The organism is Streptomyces sp. NPDC001380 (assembly GCF_042895785.1).
In the GTDB taxonomy this organism is placed as follows: domain Bacteria; phylum Actinomycetota; class Actinomycetes; order Streptomycetales; family Streptomycetaceae; genus Peterkaempfera.
Map to the genome: position 1 here is coordinate 31117 of NZ_JBIAWP010000016.1, position 17020 is coordinate 48136.

Annotated in this window: 11 protein-coding genes and 1 pseudogene; 4 read left to right on the forward strand and 8 right to left on the reverse strand. The window is 73.8% G+C overall.

Annotated features, from left to right (window positions below):
* Positions 1-56: 56 nt before the first annotated feature.
* The 4 genes from rph to ACFY07_RS19865 form a co-directional block, all read right to left on the reverse strand.
* On the reverse strand, positions 57-2654 hold the full coding sequence (gene rph / locus ACFY07_RS19850; RefSeq protein ID WP_390870165.1) for a rifamycin-inactivating phosphotransferase: 2598 nt from the start codon (positions 2652-2654) through the stop codon (positions 57-59).
* A 522-nt stretch (positions 2655-3176) separates the two neighbouring features.
* A complete protein-coding gene (locus tag ACFY07_RS19855; protein WP_390870349.1) occupies positions 3177-3644 on the reverse strand; it encodes a DUF2199 domain-containing protein in 468 nt (155 codons plus the stop codon).
* A 329-nt stretch (positions 3645-3973) separates the two neighbouring features.
* The gene (locus ACFY07_RS19860; RefSeq protein WP_390870167.1) at positions 3974-4873 is read right to left on the reverse strand and encodes an aminoglycoside phosphotransferase family protein; all 900 of its coding nucleotides are present in this window, start codon (positions 4871-4873) and stop codon (positions 3974-3976) included.
* Between the two features lie 254 nt (positions 4874-5127).
* Entirely contained in the window at positions 5128-5280 is a 153-nt protein-coding gene (locus ACFY07_RS19865) for a ParA family protein (RefSeq protein WP_390870169.1), read from the reverse strand.
* Positions 5281-5456: 176 nt separating this feature from the next.
* Between ACFY07_RS19865 and ACFY07_RS19870 the strand changes: the two genes are divergently transcribed.
* The 3 genes and pseudogenes from ACFY07_RS19870 to ACFY07_RS19880 all read left to right on the forward strand — a co-directional run bounded on the left by ACFY07_RS19870 (position 5457) and on the right by ACFY07_RS19880 (position 9908).
* Positions 5457-7427 (forward strand): lamin tail domain-containing protein, encoded by a 1971-nt coding sequence (locus tag ACFY07_RS19870; RefSeq protein ID WP_390870171.1) that lies wholly within the window; start codon positions 5457-5459, stop codon positions 7425-7427.
* Positions 7428-8135: 708 nt separating this feature from the next.
* On the forward strand, positions 8136-8543 hold the full coding sequence (locus ACFY07_RS19875) for a phospholipase D-like domain-containing protein (protein ID WP_390870350.1): 408 nt from the start codon (positions 8136-8138) through the stop codon (positions 8541-8543).
* 499 nt (positions 8544-9042) lie between these two features.
* Positions 9043-9908: pseudogene (locus tag ACFY07_RS19880) on the forward strand (GNAT family N-acetyltransferase).
* 604 nt (positions 9909-10512) lie between these two features.
* On the opposite strand, the gene ACFY07_RS19885 reads toward ACFY07_RS19880, so the two are convergent.
* Positions 10513-12276: a thiamine pyrophosphate-dependent enzyme gene (locus tag ACFY07_RS19885; RefSeq protein WP_390870173.1), complete on the reverse strand. Its 1764-nt coding sequence runs from the start codon at positions 12274-12276 to the stop codon at positions 10513-10515.
* 13 nt (positions 12277-12289) lie between these two features.
* Positions 12290-13870, reverse strand: coding sequence for an FMN-binding glutamate synthase family protein (locus tag ACFY07_RS19890; RefSeq protein WP_390870175.1), 1581 nt, complete (start codon positions 13868-13870; stop codon positions 12290-12292).
* Positions 13871-14261: 391 nt separating this feature from the next.
* On the opposite strand from ACFY07_RS19890, the gene ACFY07_RS19895 reads away from it, so the two are divergent.
* Positions 14262-14696, forward strand: coding sequence for a VOC family protein (locus ACFY07_RS19895; RefSeq protein ID WP_390870177.1), 435 nt, complete (start codon positions 14262-14264; stop codon positions 14694-14696).
* A gap of 423 nt (positions 14697-15119) precedes the next feature.
* Here ACFY07_RS19895 and ACFY07_RS19900 read toward each other — a convergent pair whose 3' ends face one another.
* Both ACFY07_RS19900 and ACFY07_RS19905 read right to left on the reverse strand, forming a co-directional pair.
* Positions 15120-15770 (reverse strand): response regulator, encoded by a 651-nt coding sequence (locus ACFY07_RS19900; protein ID WP_390870179.1) that lies wholly within the window; start codon positions 15768-15770, stop codon positions 15120-15122.
* On the reverse strand, positions 15767-16858 hold the full coding sequence (locus tag ACFY07_RS19905) for a sensor histidine kinase (RefSeq protein ID WP_390870352.1): 1092 nt from the start codon (positions 16856-16858) through the stop codon (positions 15767-15769). Before ACFY07_RS19905 ends, ACFY07_RS19900 begins: the two co-directional genes overlap by 4 nt.
* Between the last annotated feature and the right edge of the window lie 162 nt (positions 16859-17020).

A 17020-nucleotide genomic window follows, 5' to 3' on the forward strand; every position in this document is an offset into this window, starting at 1 on the left:
GATGTCCCCCGAACCGGTCCTCGGGAGCTGCGGACGGGGCTCGCCGGTGGAGTCGGTCAGGGCAGGATCTCGACGTAGCCGTCGGTTCCGTGCACGCGGATCCGCTGCCCGTCCCGGATCAGCCGGGTGGCACCCTCCACGCCCACGACGGCCGGCAGGCCGTACTCCCGGGCGATCACCGCGCCGTGGGTCATCGGACCGCCCACCTCCGTCACCAGGCCCGCGACCGCGACGAACAGCGGCGACCAGCTGGGGTCCGTGAACGCCGTGACCAGGATGTCGCCCGCTTCGAGATCGGCCTCCGCCATGTCCAGGATGACGCGGGCCCTCCCCTCGACGGTCCCGGCGGAGACCGGCAGGCCGGCCAGGGCGCCGGCCGGCACGTCGTCGCGCCGGTGCGCCCCGGTGACGGCCTCACCCTCCGATGTGAGCACCCGGGGCGGTGTGAGCGCGTGGTACGCCCGGAACGCGTCCTTGCGCTGCCGGATGAGCCGGTCGTCCGCCTCGTTCGAACGCACGACGTCGCGGAGTTCCTGGAACGTGAGGTAGAAGATGTCCTCCTTCTCCGCGAGCACGCCGTCCTGCACGAGGCGCTCGGCCTCCCTCAGCAGCGCCTGCTTGTAGACGAAGAAGCGGCTGACGATGCCGTACTTCGGGTACTCCCGGTACCCGATGAAGGTGCGGACACGGTCGATCATCCGCTCGGCCTCGTCGGCCTTCCGCTCCCCGTCCGGCAGCGCCCGCAGGCGGGACAGCACGTCCTGTTCCTTCTTCCGCGCCCTCTGCAGCCCTTCCTCGAAGCGCCGCCGGGCGGCGCCGGGCTCGAAGTTCCTGACGTTGTCGAGGATCACGGGCACGAGCGTGGTGGGGCGCTCGCGCCAGCGCGGCCTCGTGATGTCGATCTCGCCGACGCAGCGCATGCCGTACCGGTCGAGGTAGCCCTCGATGGCGTCGCGCGCCTCGGTCCCGCCCGCGAGCTTCGCCAGCCCGTCCAGGAAGCCCTCGTCCTCGACGTCCTGCAGGAACGCCACCACCTCCGGATGCGGGCGGATCACGTCCGCGACGTCGAGCAGCGCCAGTCCCATCTCCGAGGTGACGTTGCCGGGGGCGGACAGCGTGAGGGTGTCGGCCGCGTTCTTCTCGCCCAGCCACTCCTGCAGCTTGTCGTTGAGCCACCACGTGGCCTCCATCCCCGCCATGATCGCCTGCAGGCTCAGTGGATCACCGAGGACCCGCTTGTGCTCCTCGAAGGCCTCCAGCAGAAAGTCGAACAGCGCCGGTCCGGACTTCGCCCGGATGTCGCGCTCCAGGGCGGCGACGGATGCCCGGCTGCGCTCGATCAGCCCGGTGACGACGGCCGGATCGGTCTCGACCGGGGCGGACGCGCCGAGGAGCGGGGGCCCGCCGGGACCGGCGTCCGGGAGCGACGGGACGAAGGCGTCGCGGTCGAGGACGGTCTCCAGGGCGTCCCTCGTCAGCGGATCGCCCCTCCCCATGACGTCCAGGAGGGCGGCGCGGCCTGCGGGCGAGGCCAGGCGCCGGGTGACGTCGACGAACAGCCTCCCGCCGGCCGTGTGCATCGGCACCATCGCGGTCAGCTGCCACACGGAGAGCCCCAGGGGCCTCATGGGGTCGGTCATCATCTGCCCGTGGCCGACGGAGACGTAGACGTGGTTCTCCTGGTCGTCGGCCTCGGGGACGGGGAACAGCGTCGTGATCGGCCGGCTCTGCACGATCTGGAAGCCGTCGTCCACCAGGCACCACTCGATGTCCTGCGGGCGGCCGAAGTGCGCCTCGATCCGCCGCCCGAGCTCCACGAGCCGCACGACCTGGGCATCCGTCAGGGCCGGCTGCCCCTGCAGCTGCGCGTCGACCGCCACCTCCTGCGTGCCGCCGGCCGGCAGGGCGCGAACGGCACGCTGTTCGGCGGCGACCGCCCTGGCGACGACGTCACCGTCGCGGACCTTGAAGACGTCCGGGTTCACCAGGCCGGAGACCAGGGCCTCGCCGAGGCCGAAGCCGGCGTCCACGGTGGCGACCTTCCGGTTGCCCGTGACGGGGTCGGCCGTGAACAGGACGCCGGCCGCCTGCGGGAAGACCATCCGCTGCACGACCACGGCCATGCGGACCGCACGGTGGTCGACGCCGCTGCGCCGGCGGTAGGCCACGGCCCGCTCGGTGAACAGCGAGGCCCAGCACCGGCTGACGTGCCGGAGGACAGCCGCCGGACCCACGACGTTGAGGTACGTGTCCTGCTGGCCGGCGAAGGAGGCCGTCGGCAGGTCCTCCGCCGTCGCGCTGGACCGGACGGCGTAGGCGGCCTGCCCACCGTGCCGGGCGAGTGCGCGGGTGATCGCCGACGCGAGATCGTCCGGGACGGCGGTCTCCTCGATGGTCCTGCGAATCTGCGCGCTGAGGGTGCGGACCGCCTCCCGGTCGTCCGGGTCCAGGCGCGACAACCGGTCGAGCAGATCGTCGATCGACGGCGCTTCCGCCGTGATCCGCCGGAAGGCGTCCGTCGTCACGCAGAAGCCGTCCGGCACGCGGATGCCTTCGATCCGCGCCAGCCCGCCCAGGTGCGCGCCCTTGCCGCCGACGACCGCGACCTGGGTCTCGTCGACCTCGTGGAGGTCCAGCACGTACTGCTCAGTCATTGCGGCACCCCCGAGGAGCAGCCGTGCTCCGTTGCACTGCGGTGGCCGGCCGGACCACCGGTGCCCCCACCTCCGCCGAACCCCTCATCGCGCATGTCCTCATCCCTGGCAGCCCTTCCTCTGACGAGCCGGCCGGTCGCTGCGCCCAGGCGGGCGACGCGCACCTCGCACCTCCGCGCCGAGCATCCGCAGCCGCACCCGCACCCGCACCCGCACCCGCACCGGGAGTCCCGCCGACGGTTTCACATCCTGCAGAACCCGGAGTCGGCAAAGGTGCATGTACTTCGCGAATCTCCGATGTCACCAGGTTCCGGCCTCGGCCGACGATTCTGCGTCACGACCGGGGCCTTGCCGCAAGGCCCCCCTCGCGCTGTACGTTGAGAGTGGCAAGGAGTGAGTGCTGTCCTCCGTTGCCACGCTCGACATCCCGCGCCACGTCGTGGACCACCTCTCCCGTCTGTCGGCCGTGCATCGGCGACGGCTCGGCAACCCTTCCGGCGGCCGGACGGCCGTCGCCAGCCCTCACGCCTGCTTCCTGTCGTGGGAGGGGTGGAGCACCGCCTCGGCGATCTCCCGTACACGGTCCCGGGTGATTCCCGTGCGCTGTTCGACGGCGAGGGGGTGGTCGGTGGGTTCGAGCTCGACGAAGGGGCGTTCGCCGACCGGCCGGGTGTGGACACGGGTCCTCAGGTGAAGGATCGTGGGCGAGTAGGCCGCGAGGTCAGTGGTGAGCCAGCCGAAGTACGGCTTCTCCGCTTCCCGGCCGGCGGTGTCCCACAAGTCCGCCGCACGGGAGAAGTTCTCGCGGCTGAGCGAGACCCAGACAGCCCAGGAGAACACCTCGCCGCTGCCGATGACCGGTATCTCGATCAGACCCTTGACGAAGTAGTGCTGTGCCCGGATCACGCACTGGTCCGACGAGAGCAGGCAGTCATCCGCGTCTGCGAAGGCCGGATCCCACACGGCCGGGGCCTCGGCCGTGTAGTTCATGGGCAGCTCAGTGTGGTGTGACCCGCAGCACGAGCAGAGGAATCCAAGATCACTGGTCATGGCGTGAAGCCTACTGATCGCCGGGTTTCCGGCAGGCGCTGAAGGCCCCCTGCGCAGCGCGAGCCCGGCTGCGGTGTCGCCGCCGCTGCCGACGCCGGACGGACCCTGATCGGGTGGGTCACGAACCCTCACCATTCTGGCGGACCGTCAGCTGAACAGACTCCAGGGCCGCACGACACGACAGGCGCGCGGTCCGCTTCCTGGCCACTGTGCCGGTCGCAGCGATCAACGAGTGGATGTGACCAGCACAGTCCCAACACGTTCTGGCCTCAGCCCTCTTGCAGCACCGTCCGGATCACATGCCGGGCGTTGTGCGCCATCGCCGGGTTCGTCTTCCGGTAGTACGGCAGCGCGATCAGTGCCTGCGAGAGTGTCCGTCCCCGGCCGCGGATCCAGGTCGCGTCGTCCACGCTCAGCGCCTCGCGGAAGACTCCCCTCGCCTCGGCCGGCAGCAGATTCCACGCCGGGAACAGATCGCAGGCCGGATCGCCCACCCCCAGGCACCCGAAGTCGATCACCGAGGTGAGCCTGCCACCGTCCACCAGCAGGTTGCCGGGCATGAGATCGGCGTGCAGCCACACCGGCGGCCTGTCCCAGCCGTGGGCCCGCAGCGCCTCCTCCCACACGGCTGCGGCGGCATCGCAGTCGACGCCCTCCTCCGGGATCCCGCGCAGCTCCTCGATCGCCGCCCGGGTCTCCGCGTCGAGCGAGGCGACCGGCCCCCCGCGGTGGGCCTGCGGCGCACCCGGCAGGGTGATGCTCCGCATCGCCGCCACGAACCCGGCCAGATCCTCAGCCAGCAGTGTCGGCTCGCTCAGGGCTCCCGCCTCGGGATTCCCCCCCGGCAGCCACCGGTACACCGACCACGGCCACGGGTACCCCTCCGCGGGCTCCCCCTCCCCGAGTGCCTCGGGAATGGCCGTGGGCAGGTGAGGCGCGAGCCGGGGCAGCCACGTCCGCTCCACCGAGACGTCGTTGGCCCCGCCCTGCACGAGCGGCAGCCGTACGACCATGTCATCGCCCAGCCGGTACAGGGCGTTGACTGTCCCGCCGGACGGAAACCGCTCGACCGCCAGCGCCGCCCACTGCGGGAACTGCCCGGCGATCAGCCGCCGTACAAGGTCGGCGTCGATGGCGTGCATGCCGGGATGCATCTGCCCTGTGTCCATGGCACGTCATTCGACCGCCGGACACCGGTGAGCGTCAATCGCCTTTTCGGCGGCACCGCTTTCGCAACACGCCCCGGGCGTCGAGGAACAGCGTCTCCCCTGCCATGGGAGCACAGTCCGGTTCCAGCCCACTGGCTGCTCGGCCTTCAGGGTCAGGGCTGAGCGTCCGGAGTTTTTCTGAGACACGGTCACCGCATCGCCGTCATGTCTCATGAACACCCGGGGTCCTCCGGACCACAGGCCGCTGCTCCATCTCATCGCCATACGCTGCCGCTGGAGGTGAACGAGGCCGGGTGGCCCTGCGGGTCGAGGGCGACGACCAGGACGTTGCGGCCGGCCGCGACGGGCACCCCGGCGACGTGGATCGTCGTCGGGGTCCTCCCGACGCCGCCCTTCCGGTGCGTCACCGCGGCGGCACGAGGGCTCCGCTGGACGGTGCGGGCCGGGCCGGTGCTCCTGACCGTCCTCGGCTGAGCCGCGGCGGCGCGCGACGGCGGTGGGCGTACGGCGTTCCGGTGGTCAGCAGGCGGCATTCAACCGCTGTACACGCCGTTTCAAGGTTGCGCCACCAGAGTTCGACCCCGTGCCTATCTCACACTCGCGTGCCGGCATCGCCTCCGTGTGCGCCTCGGCCTTGACATTGTCAGGACTGGTCGTCACCGGGATGGTTGCGGCGCAGCCCGCGGCCGCCGCGGACCCGGCCGGCTACCAGAATGTTCGGATCAACGAGGTCACCTCGTCGAACAACGACACGGTGGAGCTGTACAACACCGGGTCGACCGCGGTGAGCATCAGCGGCTGGAGGATGTCCGACGACGGCTTCTCACCGCAGGCGTTCAGTCCGTCCGCCGGAACCGTCCCGGCCGGCGGCTTCGTCACCTTCAACTCGCCCAAGGGGCTCGGCGACTCCGACAAGCTGGTGATCTACACCTCCGACGGCACGGTGGTCGACCGCGTCGAGTGGGCCGCCGGCCAGGCGAAGCCGGCCATGGCGCGTTGCGGCGGCGACGGCACCGGCGCCTGGGTGGCCGCGGCCGCGGCGACCACGTTCGGCGCCCCGAACGCCTCGGGCTGCCCGGCCTCGGTCCCGGCGGCGGGCCGGGTGCGGATCAACGAGGTCACCTCGGACGGCGCGGACACCGTGGAGCTGTACAACGGCGGGACGAGCGCGGTCAGCATCGGGTCGTGGAAGTACGTCGACAACGACACCACCCACTCCCCGGCCTCGATCTCGTCCTCCTCGCCGAGCGCGACCAGCATCCCCGCGGGCGGCTACGTCACGTTCGACTCCGCCCTCGGCCTCGGCGACAACGACTCGGTCTTCCTCATCGACAACAATGCCACCACCGTCGACTCGGTGACCTGGGCCGTCGGCGGCGCCAAGCCGTCGGACGAGCGCTGCGGCACCGGCAGCGGCTGGTTCCAGACCGCCACGACCGCCACCCTCGGCAGCGCCAACTCCTGCTCGGGCACCGGCGGCACCGGCGGCGGCACCGGGCATCTGCTGGGCGGAGGCGGCTCGCTCACCAGCGGCTGCACCCCCGAGGCGCCCACCGGCACGGGTTCCACCCCGGCGGGCACCTCGGCGTGGCCGGGCGGCCTGGACGTCACCGTCGCCGACAACGTCTGCGCGTTCATCACCTCCACCGGCCCCGAGGGCCGTGACGTGAGCGGGCTGGCCTTCGACCCGGCGAACCCGTCGGTGCTGTGGGCGGTCAAGAACAAGAACTGGCTGTACAAGCTGGTCAAGAGCAGCGGCAGGTGGATCCCGGACTCGTCCTGGAGTGCGGCCGGCAAGCAGATCCGCTTCGCGGGCGGCACCGGCGAGCCGGACTCCGAGGGCCTGACGGTCGGCGGCAACGGCCACCTCTACGTGACCTCCGAGCGCGACAACACCGACAACACGGTCCCCAAGGACACGATCATGGAGTTCGACCCGGCCGCGACCGGCTCGACCCTCAGCCCGCTCCACCAGTGGGACATGACCGCGCAGTTCCCGCAGCTCGACACCGGCAGCAAGACCGAGGCCAACCTGGGATTCGAAGGCGTCGGCTACGTGCCGGACAGCTGGCTGACCGCAAACGGCTGGGTCGACCCGCTGACCCACGCCGCGTACAACCCGGCGGACTACCCGCTGCACGGGTCGGGCCTGTTCTTCGCCGGCCTGGAGTGGGACGGCACGCTGCACGTCTACGGCCTGAACTCCGACGGCACCTTCACCACCTTCGGCACCGTCGCGACCGGCAGGACCGCCGTGATGGACGTGATGTTCGACGCCGGCACCCAGCGCATCGTCGCGACCTGCGACAACACCTGCGGCGAGACGCACACCTTCATGAAGGTCGACGCCAACGGCGCGATCGTCCCGGACGTGACCTACACGAACCCCGCCGTCATGCCGGTCGACAACCTGGAGGGCTTCGCGATCGCACCGGCCTCGACCTGCGTCAACGGCATGCGCGAAGCGGTCTGGAGCGACGACGGCGTCCACGGCTTCGGCTCGGGGAGCTCCTCCTACGGACACGCGCTGTACAGCGGCACCCTGCCCTGCTGATCCGCCCGACCGCAGGACACCGCTCACGCAGGGGGCGGCCTCCGGGGCGAGGAGGAACGGGGGCTGCCGGCGCCCCGGACGGAACGCCGCGACGAAGCTCCCGGCAGCCGGGGTCACGACCACCCGCTGGCTGCCGGGAGCTTCGTCGTACTCGCCCCCGGCCCGCTCCCCGGCCGCCCCCGCCAGGTGCGCTCCCGCCTGCGAGCGGACAACTGTCCGCCGGCAGGCGGGGATACCGGGGAGGCGAGGGGGCCCGAAGCCCGCGCCGGCGTTGCGGCGCAGGGTGGACCCGCCGATGCGCAGGGGGCCGGACGGTCCCTCCAGCGGGGAGGACCGCTCCGCCGCCCTCTGCGGCCCGGTCGTCCTCCAGCACCGGGCCGGCGGTGCGCACGCTGCCCGTGTTTCCCGTCGGTGTGCACGGCGCCACCGCTGCCGCCGCCGGGAGCCCCAGGACGCGCGGGGATGGCGCCGTGCCCGACGGCCGCGTTGCGGGTCAGGGGCGAGGGCACCGCAGGAGACCCCCACGCTGCCGGGCGCTCCACCGCCACGGGAAGATTTTGCGATGTCATGGAAGCGCCTTGACTGCCCCCCGACCTGCACGGTGTCCTCAAGGTCTTCAACGCCGTCTCCACCGGCACCTCGGTCACCCCCACCGACGGCGACCACCTGCTCCGGTCCCCCACCGACTCCCGCAACCGCCTGCTGTCCCTGGTCGACGGCGCCACCGCGAAGCTCGACGTCGAGGAGCTGGAGCTCGGCGACAGCACCGTGGTCAACGCCATCGTGGCGCGGGCGAAGGCCGGGGTGAAGGTGCGGGTGGTCCTCGAGACGCCGTCGAGCCACTCCGGCCAGGTGTCCGCGATCAAGGCGGCGGGCGGCACCGTCGTCGAGTGCTCCGACCCCGACGGCTTCTCCATCCACGCCGAGGCGATGATCGCCGACTGCGGTCTCAGCACCCAGAAGGCGGAGGCCGGCTCCATGAACATCAGCAGCAACTCGCTGGACAACAACCGGGAGCCGGGCCTCGCCCTCACGGGCACCGGAGTGGCCGAGGCCGTGGCCACCACCGTCGAGACCACCTTCAACAGCGACTACGCGGGCGGCACTCCCGCCTGAACCCCGACCGGCAGCCCCGCGCCGGAGACCGGCGCCGCACGCGTCGGACCACCGGGCACTCCCCTGGTCGCACGACCACTGACGGCCTGCGGACAGACGGTCCTCAACGGTGGTCCCGAGGGCGTTGAGGGCCGCCCTCCACCGGTCCGTCAGCCGCTCGGGACGTACCACCGCCCGGGGAGTGCCGCCGCCCGGGACGTGACCGGTACAGGGACATGGCCGACGCCGGCCGCCCGGCGGGCGGCACGCTCCGCTGTCCGCGTGCCGGCCGCCCTCCCCCGTGTCCGCCGTGCGGCGGCCGGTGCCGCCGGCATCGCCCTCGACCGGCTCACCGCGCCCGTGCGCAACCGGCTCGGACGCCTCCCGGTACCGCCCGATGTCCTCGCGGGCCTCCTCGCCGGGACCGGATGCGCCATCGGCACCCCGCCACCATCACCCTGCCGGACCGAAGTCGGTTAACCGGTTGCACGCCACCGGGACGGGGTGTGGGATCCCGGCCATGACGATTGTGCTGAGTGGGCCGACGGCCGACGGCGTGCGCGAGGCCATGGCGGCGCTGCGGGAGTGGCAGCACGACGAGGCGCCGATGCAGCTGCATCCCGGGGACATCGGCTGGAACCACCGGTTCGGAACGGCCGGGACGGCCGCGGTGGTCCGGACCTGGAGCCGGGACGGACGGATCCTCGCCGTCGGGATGCTGGACTCGCCGACGCTGGTGCGGATGACGGTCGCTCCCGACGCCTTCCAGGACGAGGACCTGGCGCGGCGGCTCGTCGAGGACTTCTCGCTGCCGGAACGCGGCGTGCTGCCGGAGGGAGCGGTGTCCGTCGAGGCGCCGCGGGGCCTGCTGCTCCACGACCTGTTGACCGAGGGGGCTGGGGCCTCGGCGAGCCGTGGACGCCGCTCTTCCGCGACCTCGCCGAGGCGGTGGAGGACCCCGGCGTGCGGATCGAGGAGATCGGCCTGGAGCAGGCACAGGACTTCGCCGACGTCCTGCGGTCCGCGTTCAACACCACGAGACCCACGCGCGAGTACCGGTACGGGATGTCCGCGGCACCGTTCCACGCCGACGCCCGGTGCCTGGGCGCCTACGACGACCGGGGCAACCCCGCGGCGGTGGTGACGGTCTGGTCGGCCGGCCCGGGGAAGCCGGGACTGGTCGAGCCGATGGGCGTCCACGAGGACCACCGCGGCCGCGGCTGCGGCCGGGCGATCACCGTCGCCGGGGCGGCCGCACTGCGGGAGATGGGCTCGTCGAGCGTGCGCGTGTGCACACCGAGCTCCAACACCGGCGGCGTCGCCACGTACAAGGCGGCCGGGTTCGGGGCGAGGCCGGAGATCGCCGACCGGATCCGGACGGTCTGACCACGGGGCCCCCGGGCCTCCTCGCCCTGCGGCAGCACCTCGGACGGCGGCCGTCCGAGGTGCTGCCGCGCACGGCCGCCGTACGAGACGTTCCGCCCACGGCTCGGGAGGACATCTCCTGCTCCGACTCCGAGGATGTCCGGAGGAAGGGACCATGGGCGGCCGGACGGCCCCACGAGCTTCCGGTCCCGCCCGCTGCACGCGATGGCGGCCCCTTCACCCCGGCGGGCTTCCGGGTCTCCGGACCAGCGGGCCGCATCCCGTACCGGCCGTCCGCGAGCTGCTCCCCGGCGAGTACCGCTCCCTCACCGCCCCGGCGAGTACCGCTCCCTCACCGCCGCCCGCTTCCTGTTCCTCGTCCTGCACGCCGACCGAGGCGGGCCGGCCTCCGGGGGCGGCGCGCCGGCCCTCCCGGCCGTGTCGGCGGCCGTGCGGCCCGGGCGCCGGGGCGCCGGGGCGCCGGGGCGCCGGGGCGCCGGGGCAGGGTCGGGCCGGGAGGGGCCGGCGGCCTCACGGCCCGCCGGCGGGAGGCCGGTCGGGAGGCCGGTCGGGAGGCCGGTCGGCCTGCGGCCGGCAGGAGGCCGTGCGGGCGGCGGGCCCGGGATCAGTGGCGGCCGGTGTCGCCGTGGCTGCGCACGACCTCCTTCACCTTGGCCACCGCGAAGCCCCAGCCCTGCTCGACGGTCGGCTTGGCCGGGACGGCGATCTCGTCCGGGTTGGTGAGCACGTCCAGCAGGACCGGCCCGGGGGTGGCGAAGGCGCGGCGCACGGACTCCTCCAGCTCGGCCGGGTCCGTCACGCGGATGCCGGTGATGCCCAGGGCGGTGGCGACGGCGGCGAAGTCGGGGTTGTCCAGCACGGTGCCGAACTCCGGCAGGCCGGCCTGTTCCTGTTCCAGCTTCACCATGCCCAGGCGGCGGTTGTCGAAGACGACGAGTTTGACAGGGAGCCGCTGGGTCCTCAGCGTCATGAGGTCGCCGAGGAGCATGCTCAGCCCGCCGTCGCCGCAGAAGGCCACGACCTGGCGTTGCCGGTCCAGGCACTGGGCACCGAGCGCCTGCGGCATCGCGTTGGCCATGGAGCCGAGGTTGTACGAGCCGAGGAGCCGCCGGTCGCCGCGCATCTCGACGAACCGGGAGAGCCACACCGTGGCCATGCCGGTGTCGGAGGTGAAGACGGCGTCGTCGTCGGCGAGGCGGTCCACCACGGCGGCCAGCGCCTCCGGGCGGATGTCGTGGTCGCGGTTGTCCAGCGCGGAGCGGACCCGTCCGACCAGGCCCTTGTCGTGGGCCGGGTCGGCGAGCCGGGCCTGGCCCGCGCGCCACTCCGCGAAGCTCTTGCGCGCGTCCTCCAGGTGCGAGCGGTCGCGTGCCCCCTCCGTCCCGGGAGGAGCTGCGGCCAGGTGGCGGAGCAGGTCCCGCACGGTGGCGCCCGTGTCGCCGACGAGGCCGACCTCGACCGGCACCCGGCGTCCGATGTGGGCCGCCTCGGTGTCCGCCTGGATGACGGTCCGGCCCTCCGGGTACCAGTCCCGGTAGGGGAAGTCGGTGCCCAGCAGCAGGAGGGTGTCCGCGTCCTGGAGGGCGGAGGCCGCCGCGGGGTTGCCGATCAGGCCGGTCTGGCCGACCTGGAAGGGGTTGGCCCCGCCCTCGAAGCCCTCCTTGGCCTTCAGGGTGAGCACCATCGGCGCGGCCAGGTGGTCCGCCAGGGCCACGACGTCCTCGCGTGCGGCACGGGCGCCCCGTCCGACGAGCAGCGTGACCCGCTCGGCGCGGTCGAGCAGCTCCGCGGCGCGGCGCACGGCGGACTCCTCCGGGCGGCTCACGGGGGCGCTCAGGGAGAAGCGGGCGGGCCGGTCGGCGGTCAGTTCGCGGTCGCCGAGGTCGCCCGGCACGGTGAGGACGGCGACGCCCTTGCGGCCCAGCGCGTTGCGCACGGCCGCCTCCAGCATCTGCGGGAGCTGGTCGGGGGAGGTGATCGTCGCGCGGAAGACGGCCACGTCGGCGAAGAGCGCGTCGTTGTCGACCTCCTGGAAGTAGTCGCTGCCGAGTTCGGCGAGCGGGACCTGGCCGGCGATCGCCAGGACCGGCGTGCGGCTCTTGGCCGCGTCGTACAGGCCGTTGAGCAGGTGGACGGAGCCGGGTCCGACGGTGCCCGTGCACACGCCGAGGGTGGCGCCGAGCTGCGACTGGGCGCCGGCGGCGAACGCGGCGGCCTCCTCGTGGCGGCAGCCCACCCACTCGATGCCGTCGGTGGTGCGGATGGCGTCGGTCAGCGGGTTGAGCGCGTCGCCGACCACGCCGAAGACCTGGCGCACGCCAAGTTCGCTCAGCGCGTCCACGATGACGCGGGCAACGGTTCGTGCCACGGGATCCTCCAGATCACACGGTGAAGCGGTCGGGGTCGGCGGCGTGCCAGTCGGCCGCCCAGGACTCGGGCGGCTCGGCGAGCAGCTGCCCGGGGGCCAGCCAGGTCCAGAGCTCCTCGTAGGAGCGTTCGGTGAACGGGTCGATGCGGCGGTGGAGCATGCGGGGGCGCAGCTGGGAGGGGTCGGCGACCCCCATGGACGCCATGATCTGCAGGGCGCCGGCCACGGTCGCCTCCTGGAGGCGCCGGACGCGCTCCGTCTTGTCGCCGACGTCGAGGGCGCGGGCGCGCCGGGGGTCCTGGGTGGTGACACCGGTGGGGCAGGTGTTCGTGTGGCACCGCTGGGCCTGGATGCAGCCGACGGCGAACATCATCGCCCGTGCGGCGTTGGCGCAGTCGGCGCCCTGCACCAGGCGTTTGACCAGGTCGGCGCCGGTGGCGACCTTGCCGCTCGCCCCGATCCTGACGCGGTCGCGCAGGCCCGCGCCGACGAGGGCGTTGTGCACGGTGAGCAGCCCCTCGGTGAGCGGGGCGCCCACGTGGTCGGCGAACTCCAGCGGGGCGGCGCCGGTGCCGCCCTCGGCTCCGTCGACGATGACGAAGTCCGGGGCCGTGCCCTCCTCCGGCATCGCCTTGCAGACGGCGAGGAACTGCCGGCGGGAGCCGGGGCAGAGTGTGAAGCCGGTCGGCTTGCCGCCGGACAGCTCCCGCATCCTGGCGATGAAGCGGACGAGTTCGCGCGGGGTGGAGAACACCCGGTGGTAGGGGGGCGAGACGACCGTCCGGCCCTCGGGGACGTCCCGGACCCGCGCGATCTCGGCGTTGACCTTCGCCCCGGGCAGGACCCCGCCGATACCGGGCTTGGCGCCCTGGGAGAGTTTGAGGGAGACGCACTTGACGTGGTCGTGGGCGGCCTTGTCGGCGAACTCGGCGGGGTCGAAGTCGCCGTCCCGGGTCCGGCAGCCGAAGTAGCCGGTGCCGATCTCCCAGACCAGGTCGCCGCCCGGCCGCAGGTGGTACTCCGACAGGCCGCCCTCACCGGTGTCGTGGGCGAAGCCCCCGGCTGCGGCGCCCCCGTTGAGGGCGAGGATCGCGTTGGACGACAGGGAGCCGAAGCTCATGGCCGACACGTTCAGCAGCGCCATGTCGTACGGGCGGCTGCAGTCGGGTCCGCCGATGCGCACCCGCGGCGGCGTCCGCGGCACCGGCCGGGGCGCCATCGACGGGATCAGGAACTCGTAGCCGGGTTGGTTGACGTCCCGTTCGGTGCCGTACGGCTGCTCGGCGTCGGTGCCCTTCGCCCGCTCGTAGACGATGCTGCGCACGTCCCGGTCGAAGGGGCGGCCGTCGAAGTTCCGCTCGACGAAGTACTGCTGGATCTCGGGACGGATCCGCTCCAGGAGGAAGCGGGCATGCCCGATGACGGGGTAGTTGCGCAGCACCGCGTGCCGGCGCTGCACCAGGTCCCGCGCGCCCAGCAGGCCCAGCAGGGTCAGCGGGGCGGCGGCGAACCACCACCACGGGGAGATCCACCAGGCGGCGGCCACGGCGAGGGCTGCGGCCAGGGTGCGGACGACCGATCCGATGCGTATCACCCCCCGCTCGTCACCCGGCGACGGCCCTCCATGTCCTGCGGTGTCGTCAAAAGACCTTCAAGAATCGGCGCAGGCCCAGGACGGGGGCGCAGACGGGAGGGGCGGGGGACGGGAGGGGCGGGGGACGGGAGGGGCGGGGGACGGGGGACGGCCGGGGCTGCCCGGCGGCGCTGCTGGGGCGCGGCCTCGGCCACGGCCCGGCCGCCGCTCCCCCGGCGGCGCTCCGGCGGCGGCGTGCACGGGCGACCACCGGGCCGTGCCGGCAGGCGGGCGGGCAGGCAGGCAGGCAGGCAGGCAGGCAGCGGTTCCCTTCCGTCGGCCGCACGCGTCACGGCCCCGCCGGGGTCGGAATCCCGGAGACAGCGGGGGACCCCGCCCCTACGATGGGCCGATGCCGCCGATCAGACAGGTCCAGATCACCTTCGACTGCGCCGAGCCCGAGCGCGTCGCCCGCTTCTGGTGCGAGGTGCTGGGGTACGTCGTCCCGCCGCCGCCGCAGGGGTTCGCCACGTGGGACGACTTCGACCGCTCGCTGCCGCCCGAACGCCGGGGTTCGGCGTTCGCCTGCACCGACCCCTCGGGCGTGGGCCCGCGCCTGTTCTTCCAGCGCGTCCCCGAAGGCAAGGTCGTCAAGAACCGTCTGCACCTCGACGTGAGGGTCGGCACCGGGCTCGTGGGCGAGGAGCGCGTCGCCGCACTCGAGGCCGAGTGCACGCGGCTGGTCGCGCTCGGCGCGGTACGCGTGCGGCTCCTGCGCGCCGACGGCTTCAACGAGTCGTGCCTCGTGATGCAGGACGTCGAGGGCAACGAGTTCTGTCTCGACTGAGCGGCCGCGGGCATGGCGGCTGCGCGAGCCGGCCGGTGCCGTCCGCCGTCACGGGGGCCATCGTCCTGCGGCGCGCCGGCGGTCCCGTCCCGGAACCGGCGTCGGTGGCCGTTGCGGTGCTCCTCCACTCCCCGTCCACTGCCCGCCCCTGCAGCTCGGCAGGGCCGTCCGGGCCGGACGGGGAGGGTCGGGAGGACGCGCGGCGCGCCCGGTCGCCCCGGCCGACCGCGCCCCCGGCCGTCCGGGCCCCCGGGCTCGGCCGTCCGCGGGTTCACCCGCCGCCGAGGCGGAGCCGGACCGCCGCGGCCCGCGGATCCCCGCAGTACGCCGCGGCCTCGACGCGGTACTGGCCGGAGGGGGGCGTCCAGGGGCGGGCGGCGGGGTCGCGCCGGGCCGGGGGCGCACGCCGGTGCCGGGTGCGGGTCAGGGGGCGAGGTCGGCGTCGCGGGCCAGGAGGGCGGCCTGGACGCGGTTGGAGACCTCCAGGGCGGTCAGGATGCGGCTGACGTGGGACTTGACCGTGCTCTCCCGCATGCCGAGGCGGTCGGCGATGTCGGCGTTGGTGTCGCCGCGGGCGAGGAGGGCCAGGACGTCGCGTTCACGAGGTGTGAGGCGTTCGATCCGGGCGCGGGCGGCGGCGGCCCGGGGCCGTCCGGCCCGGTGGTAGCGGTCGATGAGGCGGCGGGCGGCGGCGGGGTGGAGCATGGCGGACCCGGTGGCCACGAGGTGGACGGCGCGCAGGATCTCGGCGGGGTCGGTGTCCTTGAGGAGGAAGCCGTCGGCACCGGCGGCGAGGGCGTTGTAGACGTACTCGTCGAGGTCGAAGGTGGTCAGGGTGACGACCCTCGGCGGGTGCGGCAGTGCGCGCAGGCGGGCGGTGGCGGTGATGCCGTCCATGCGGGGCATGCGGACGTCGACCAGGGCGACGTCGATGCGGTGGGCGGCGGCCAGTTCGACCGCCTGCACACCGTCCGCCGCCTGGGCGACGACCTCGATGCCGTCGTCGGCGTCGAGGAGGTCGGCCAGGCCGAGGCGGACCAGGGCGTCGTCGTCGACGATCATGGCGCGGATCATGTACGGGTGCCGTTCTGCTCGGTGGGTGCGGGGTGGGGGATGCGGGCGGCCAGCCGCCACCTGCCGGGGCCGTGGGGCCCGGCGTCCAGGTGCCCGCCCAGGGCGCGGACGCGCTCGCCCAGGCCGACCAGTCCGAAGCCGGAGGAGACGGCGTCCCCGGCCGCCGCGCCCGGGCCGTTGGTGACCTCCACGAGGGTGGCGGGCGGCCCGTGGTCCAGGCGGACGTGCACCGGCGCGCCCGGGGCGTGCTTGCGCGCGTTCGTCAGCCCTTCCTGGACCAGCCGGTACAGGGCCAGGCGGTGGGAGGCGGGAGCGTGTTCGGGCACGCCCTCGACCTGCAGGTCGATCTGCTGCCCGGCCTCGCGTGCCTGCTCGACCAGGTCGCGCACGTCACGCAGGACGGGGGCGGGCGGCTCCCCGTCCCCGGCGGGGCCGGTGTGCAGGGCCCCGAGGACGTCGCGCAGGTCGGCCAGGGCCTCGGTGGAGGCGGTGCGCAGCAGGGCCAGGCGCTCGGCGACCGGGGCGGGCAGGGTGTCGGCCCTGGTGGACAGGACCCCGGCGTGCAGGGCGATCAGGCTCAGGCGGTGGGCGAGGACGTCGTGCATCTCGGCGGCGATGCGGGACCGCTCCGCGGTCCGGGCGGCCTCCTCCCGCAGCTCGCGCTCGACGCGCAGGTGGTCGACCCGGGCGTGGAGGGCCTCGACGAGACGGCGGCGGTTCCCCGCCCACAGCCCGCCCACGACGGCCAGCAGCAGGAACAGGACGGCGCCGTACGGCTGCGGCCGCCACAGCGAGACCGCGGCCGGCGCCACCCCGCCGACGGCCAGGGCGACGGCGCAGCAGCCGACGGCCGCCGCGACACGGCGGCGGGCGGCCAGGTCGAACAGGGCGACGAGCAGCAGCGGCAGCATGGGCCACCCGCACAGCCCCGTCGCCGCGGTGGCGAGCAGCGGGGCGGCGGCCCAGGGGAGCCGGCGCACCAGCAGGGCCGTCCCGCACAGCACCGCGGCTGCGGTGCACGGTGTCAGGTACCGGCCGCCGGCGGTCGCGGCGCCGTTCTGGACGGCGGCCGCCGTCAGCACCAGCACCGCCCCGCACCGTCCGGGGACGGCCCACCGGGAGCGTCCGGGGACGGCCCACCGGGAATTCCGTTTGCGGTTCACCTGGAAATCCTAGGCAGGGGCCCCCGGGCACGCCTCCGCCGATCTTCGACGGCCCTCCCCCACTTTCGTAGGGGGAGGCCGTCGCAC

Excerpts from the sequence above, each read along its gene's own strand:
- ACFY07_RS19860 (WP_390870167.1), bottom strand. The coding sequence starts at position 4,873 with ATGGACACAGGGCAGATGCATCCCGGCATGCACGCCATCGACGCCGAC.
- ACFY07_RS19855 (WP_390870349.1), bottom strand. The coding sequence starts at position 3,644 with ATGAACTACACGGCCGAGGCCCCGGCCGTGTGGGATCCGGCCTTCGCA.
- ACFY07_RS19895 (WP_390870177.1), top strand. The coding sequence starts at position 14,262 with ATGCCGCCGATCAGACAGGTCCAGATCACCTTCGACTGCGCCGAGCCC.
- rph (WP_390870165.1), bottom strand. The coding sequence starts at position 2,654 with ATGACTGAGCAGTACGTGCTGGACCTCCACGAGGTCGACGAGACCCAG.
- ACFY07_RS19900 (WP_390870179.1), bottom strand. The coding sequence starts at position 15,770 with ATGATCCGCGCCATGATCGTCGACGACGACGCCCTGGTCCGCCTCGGC.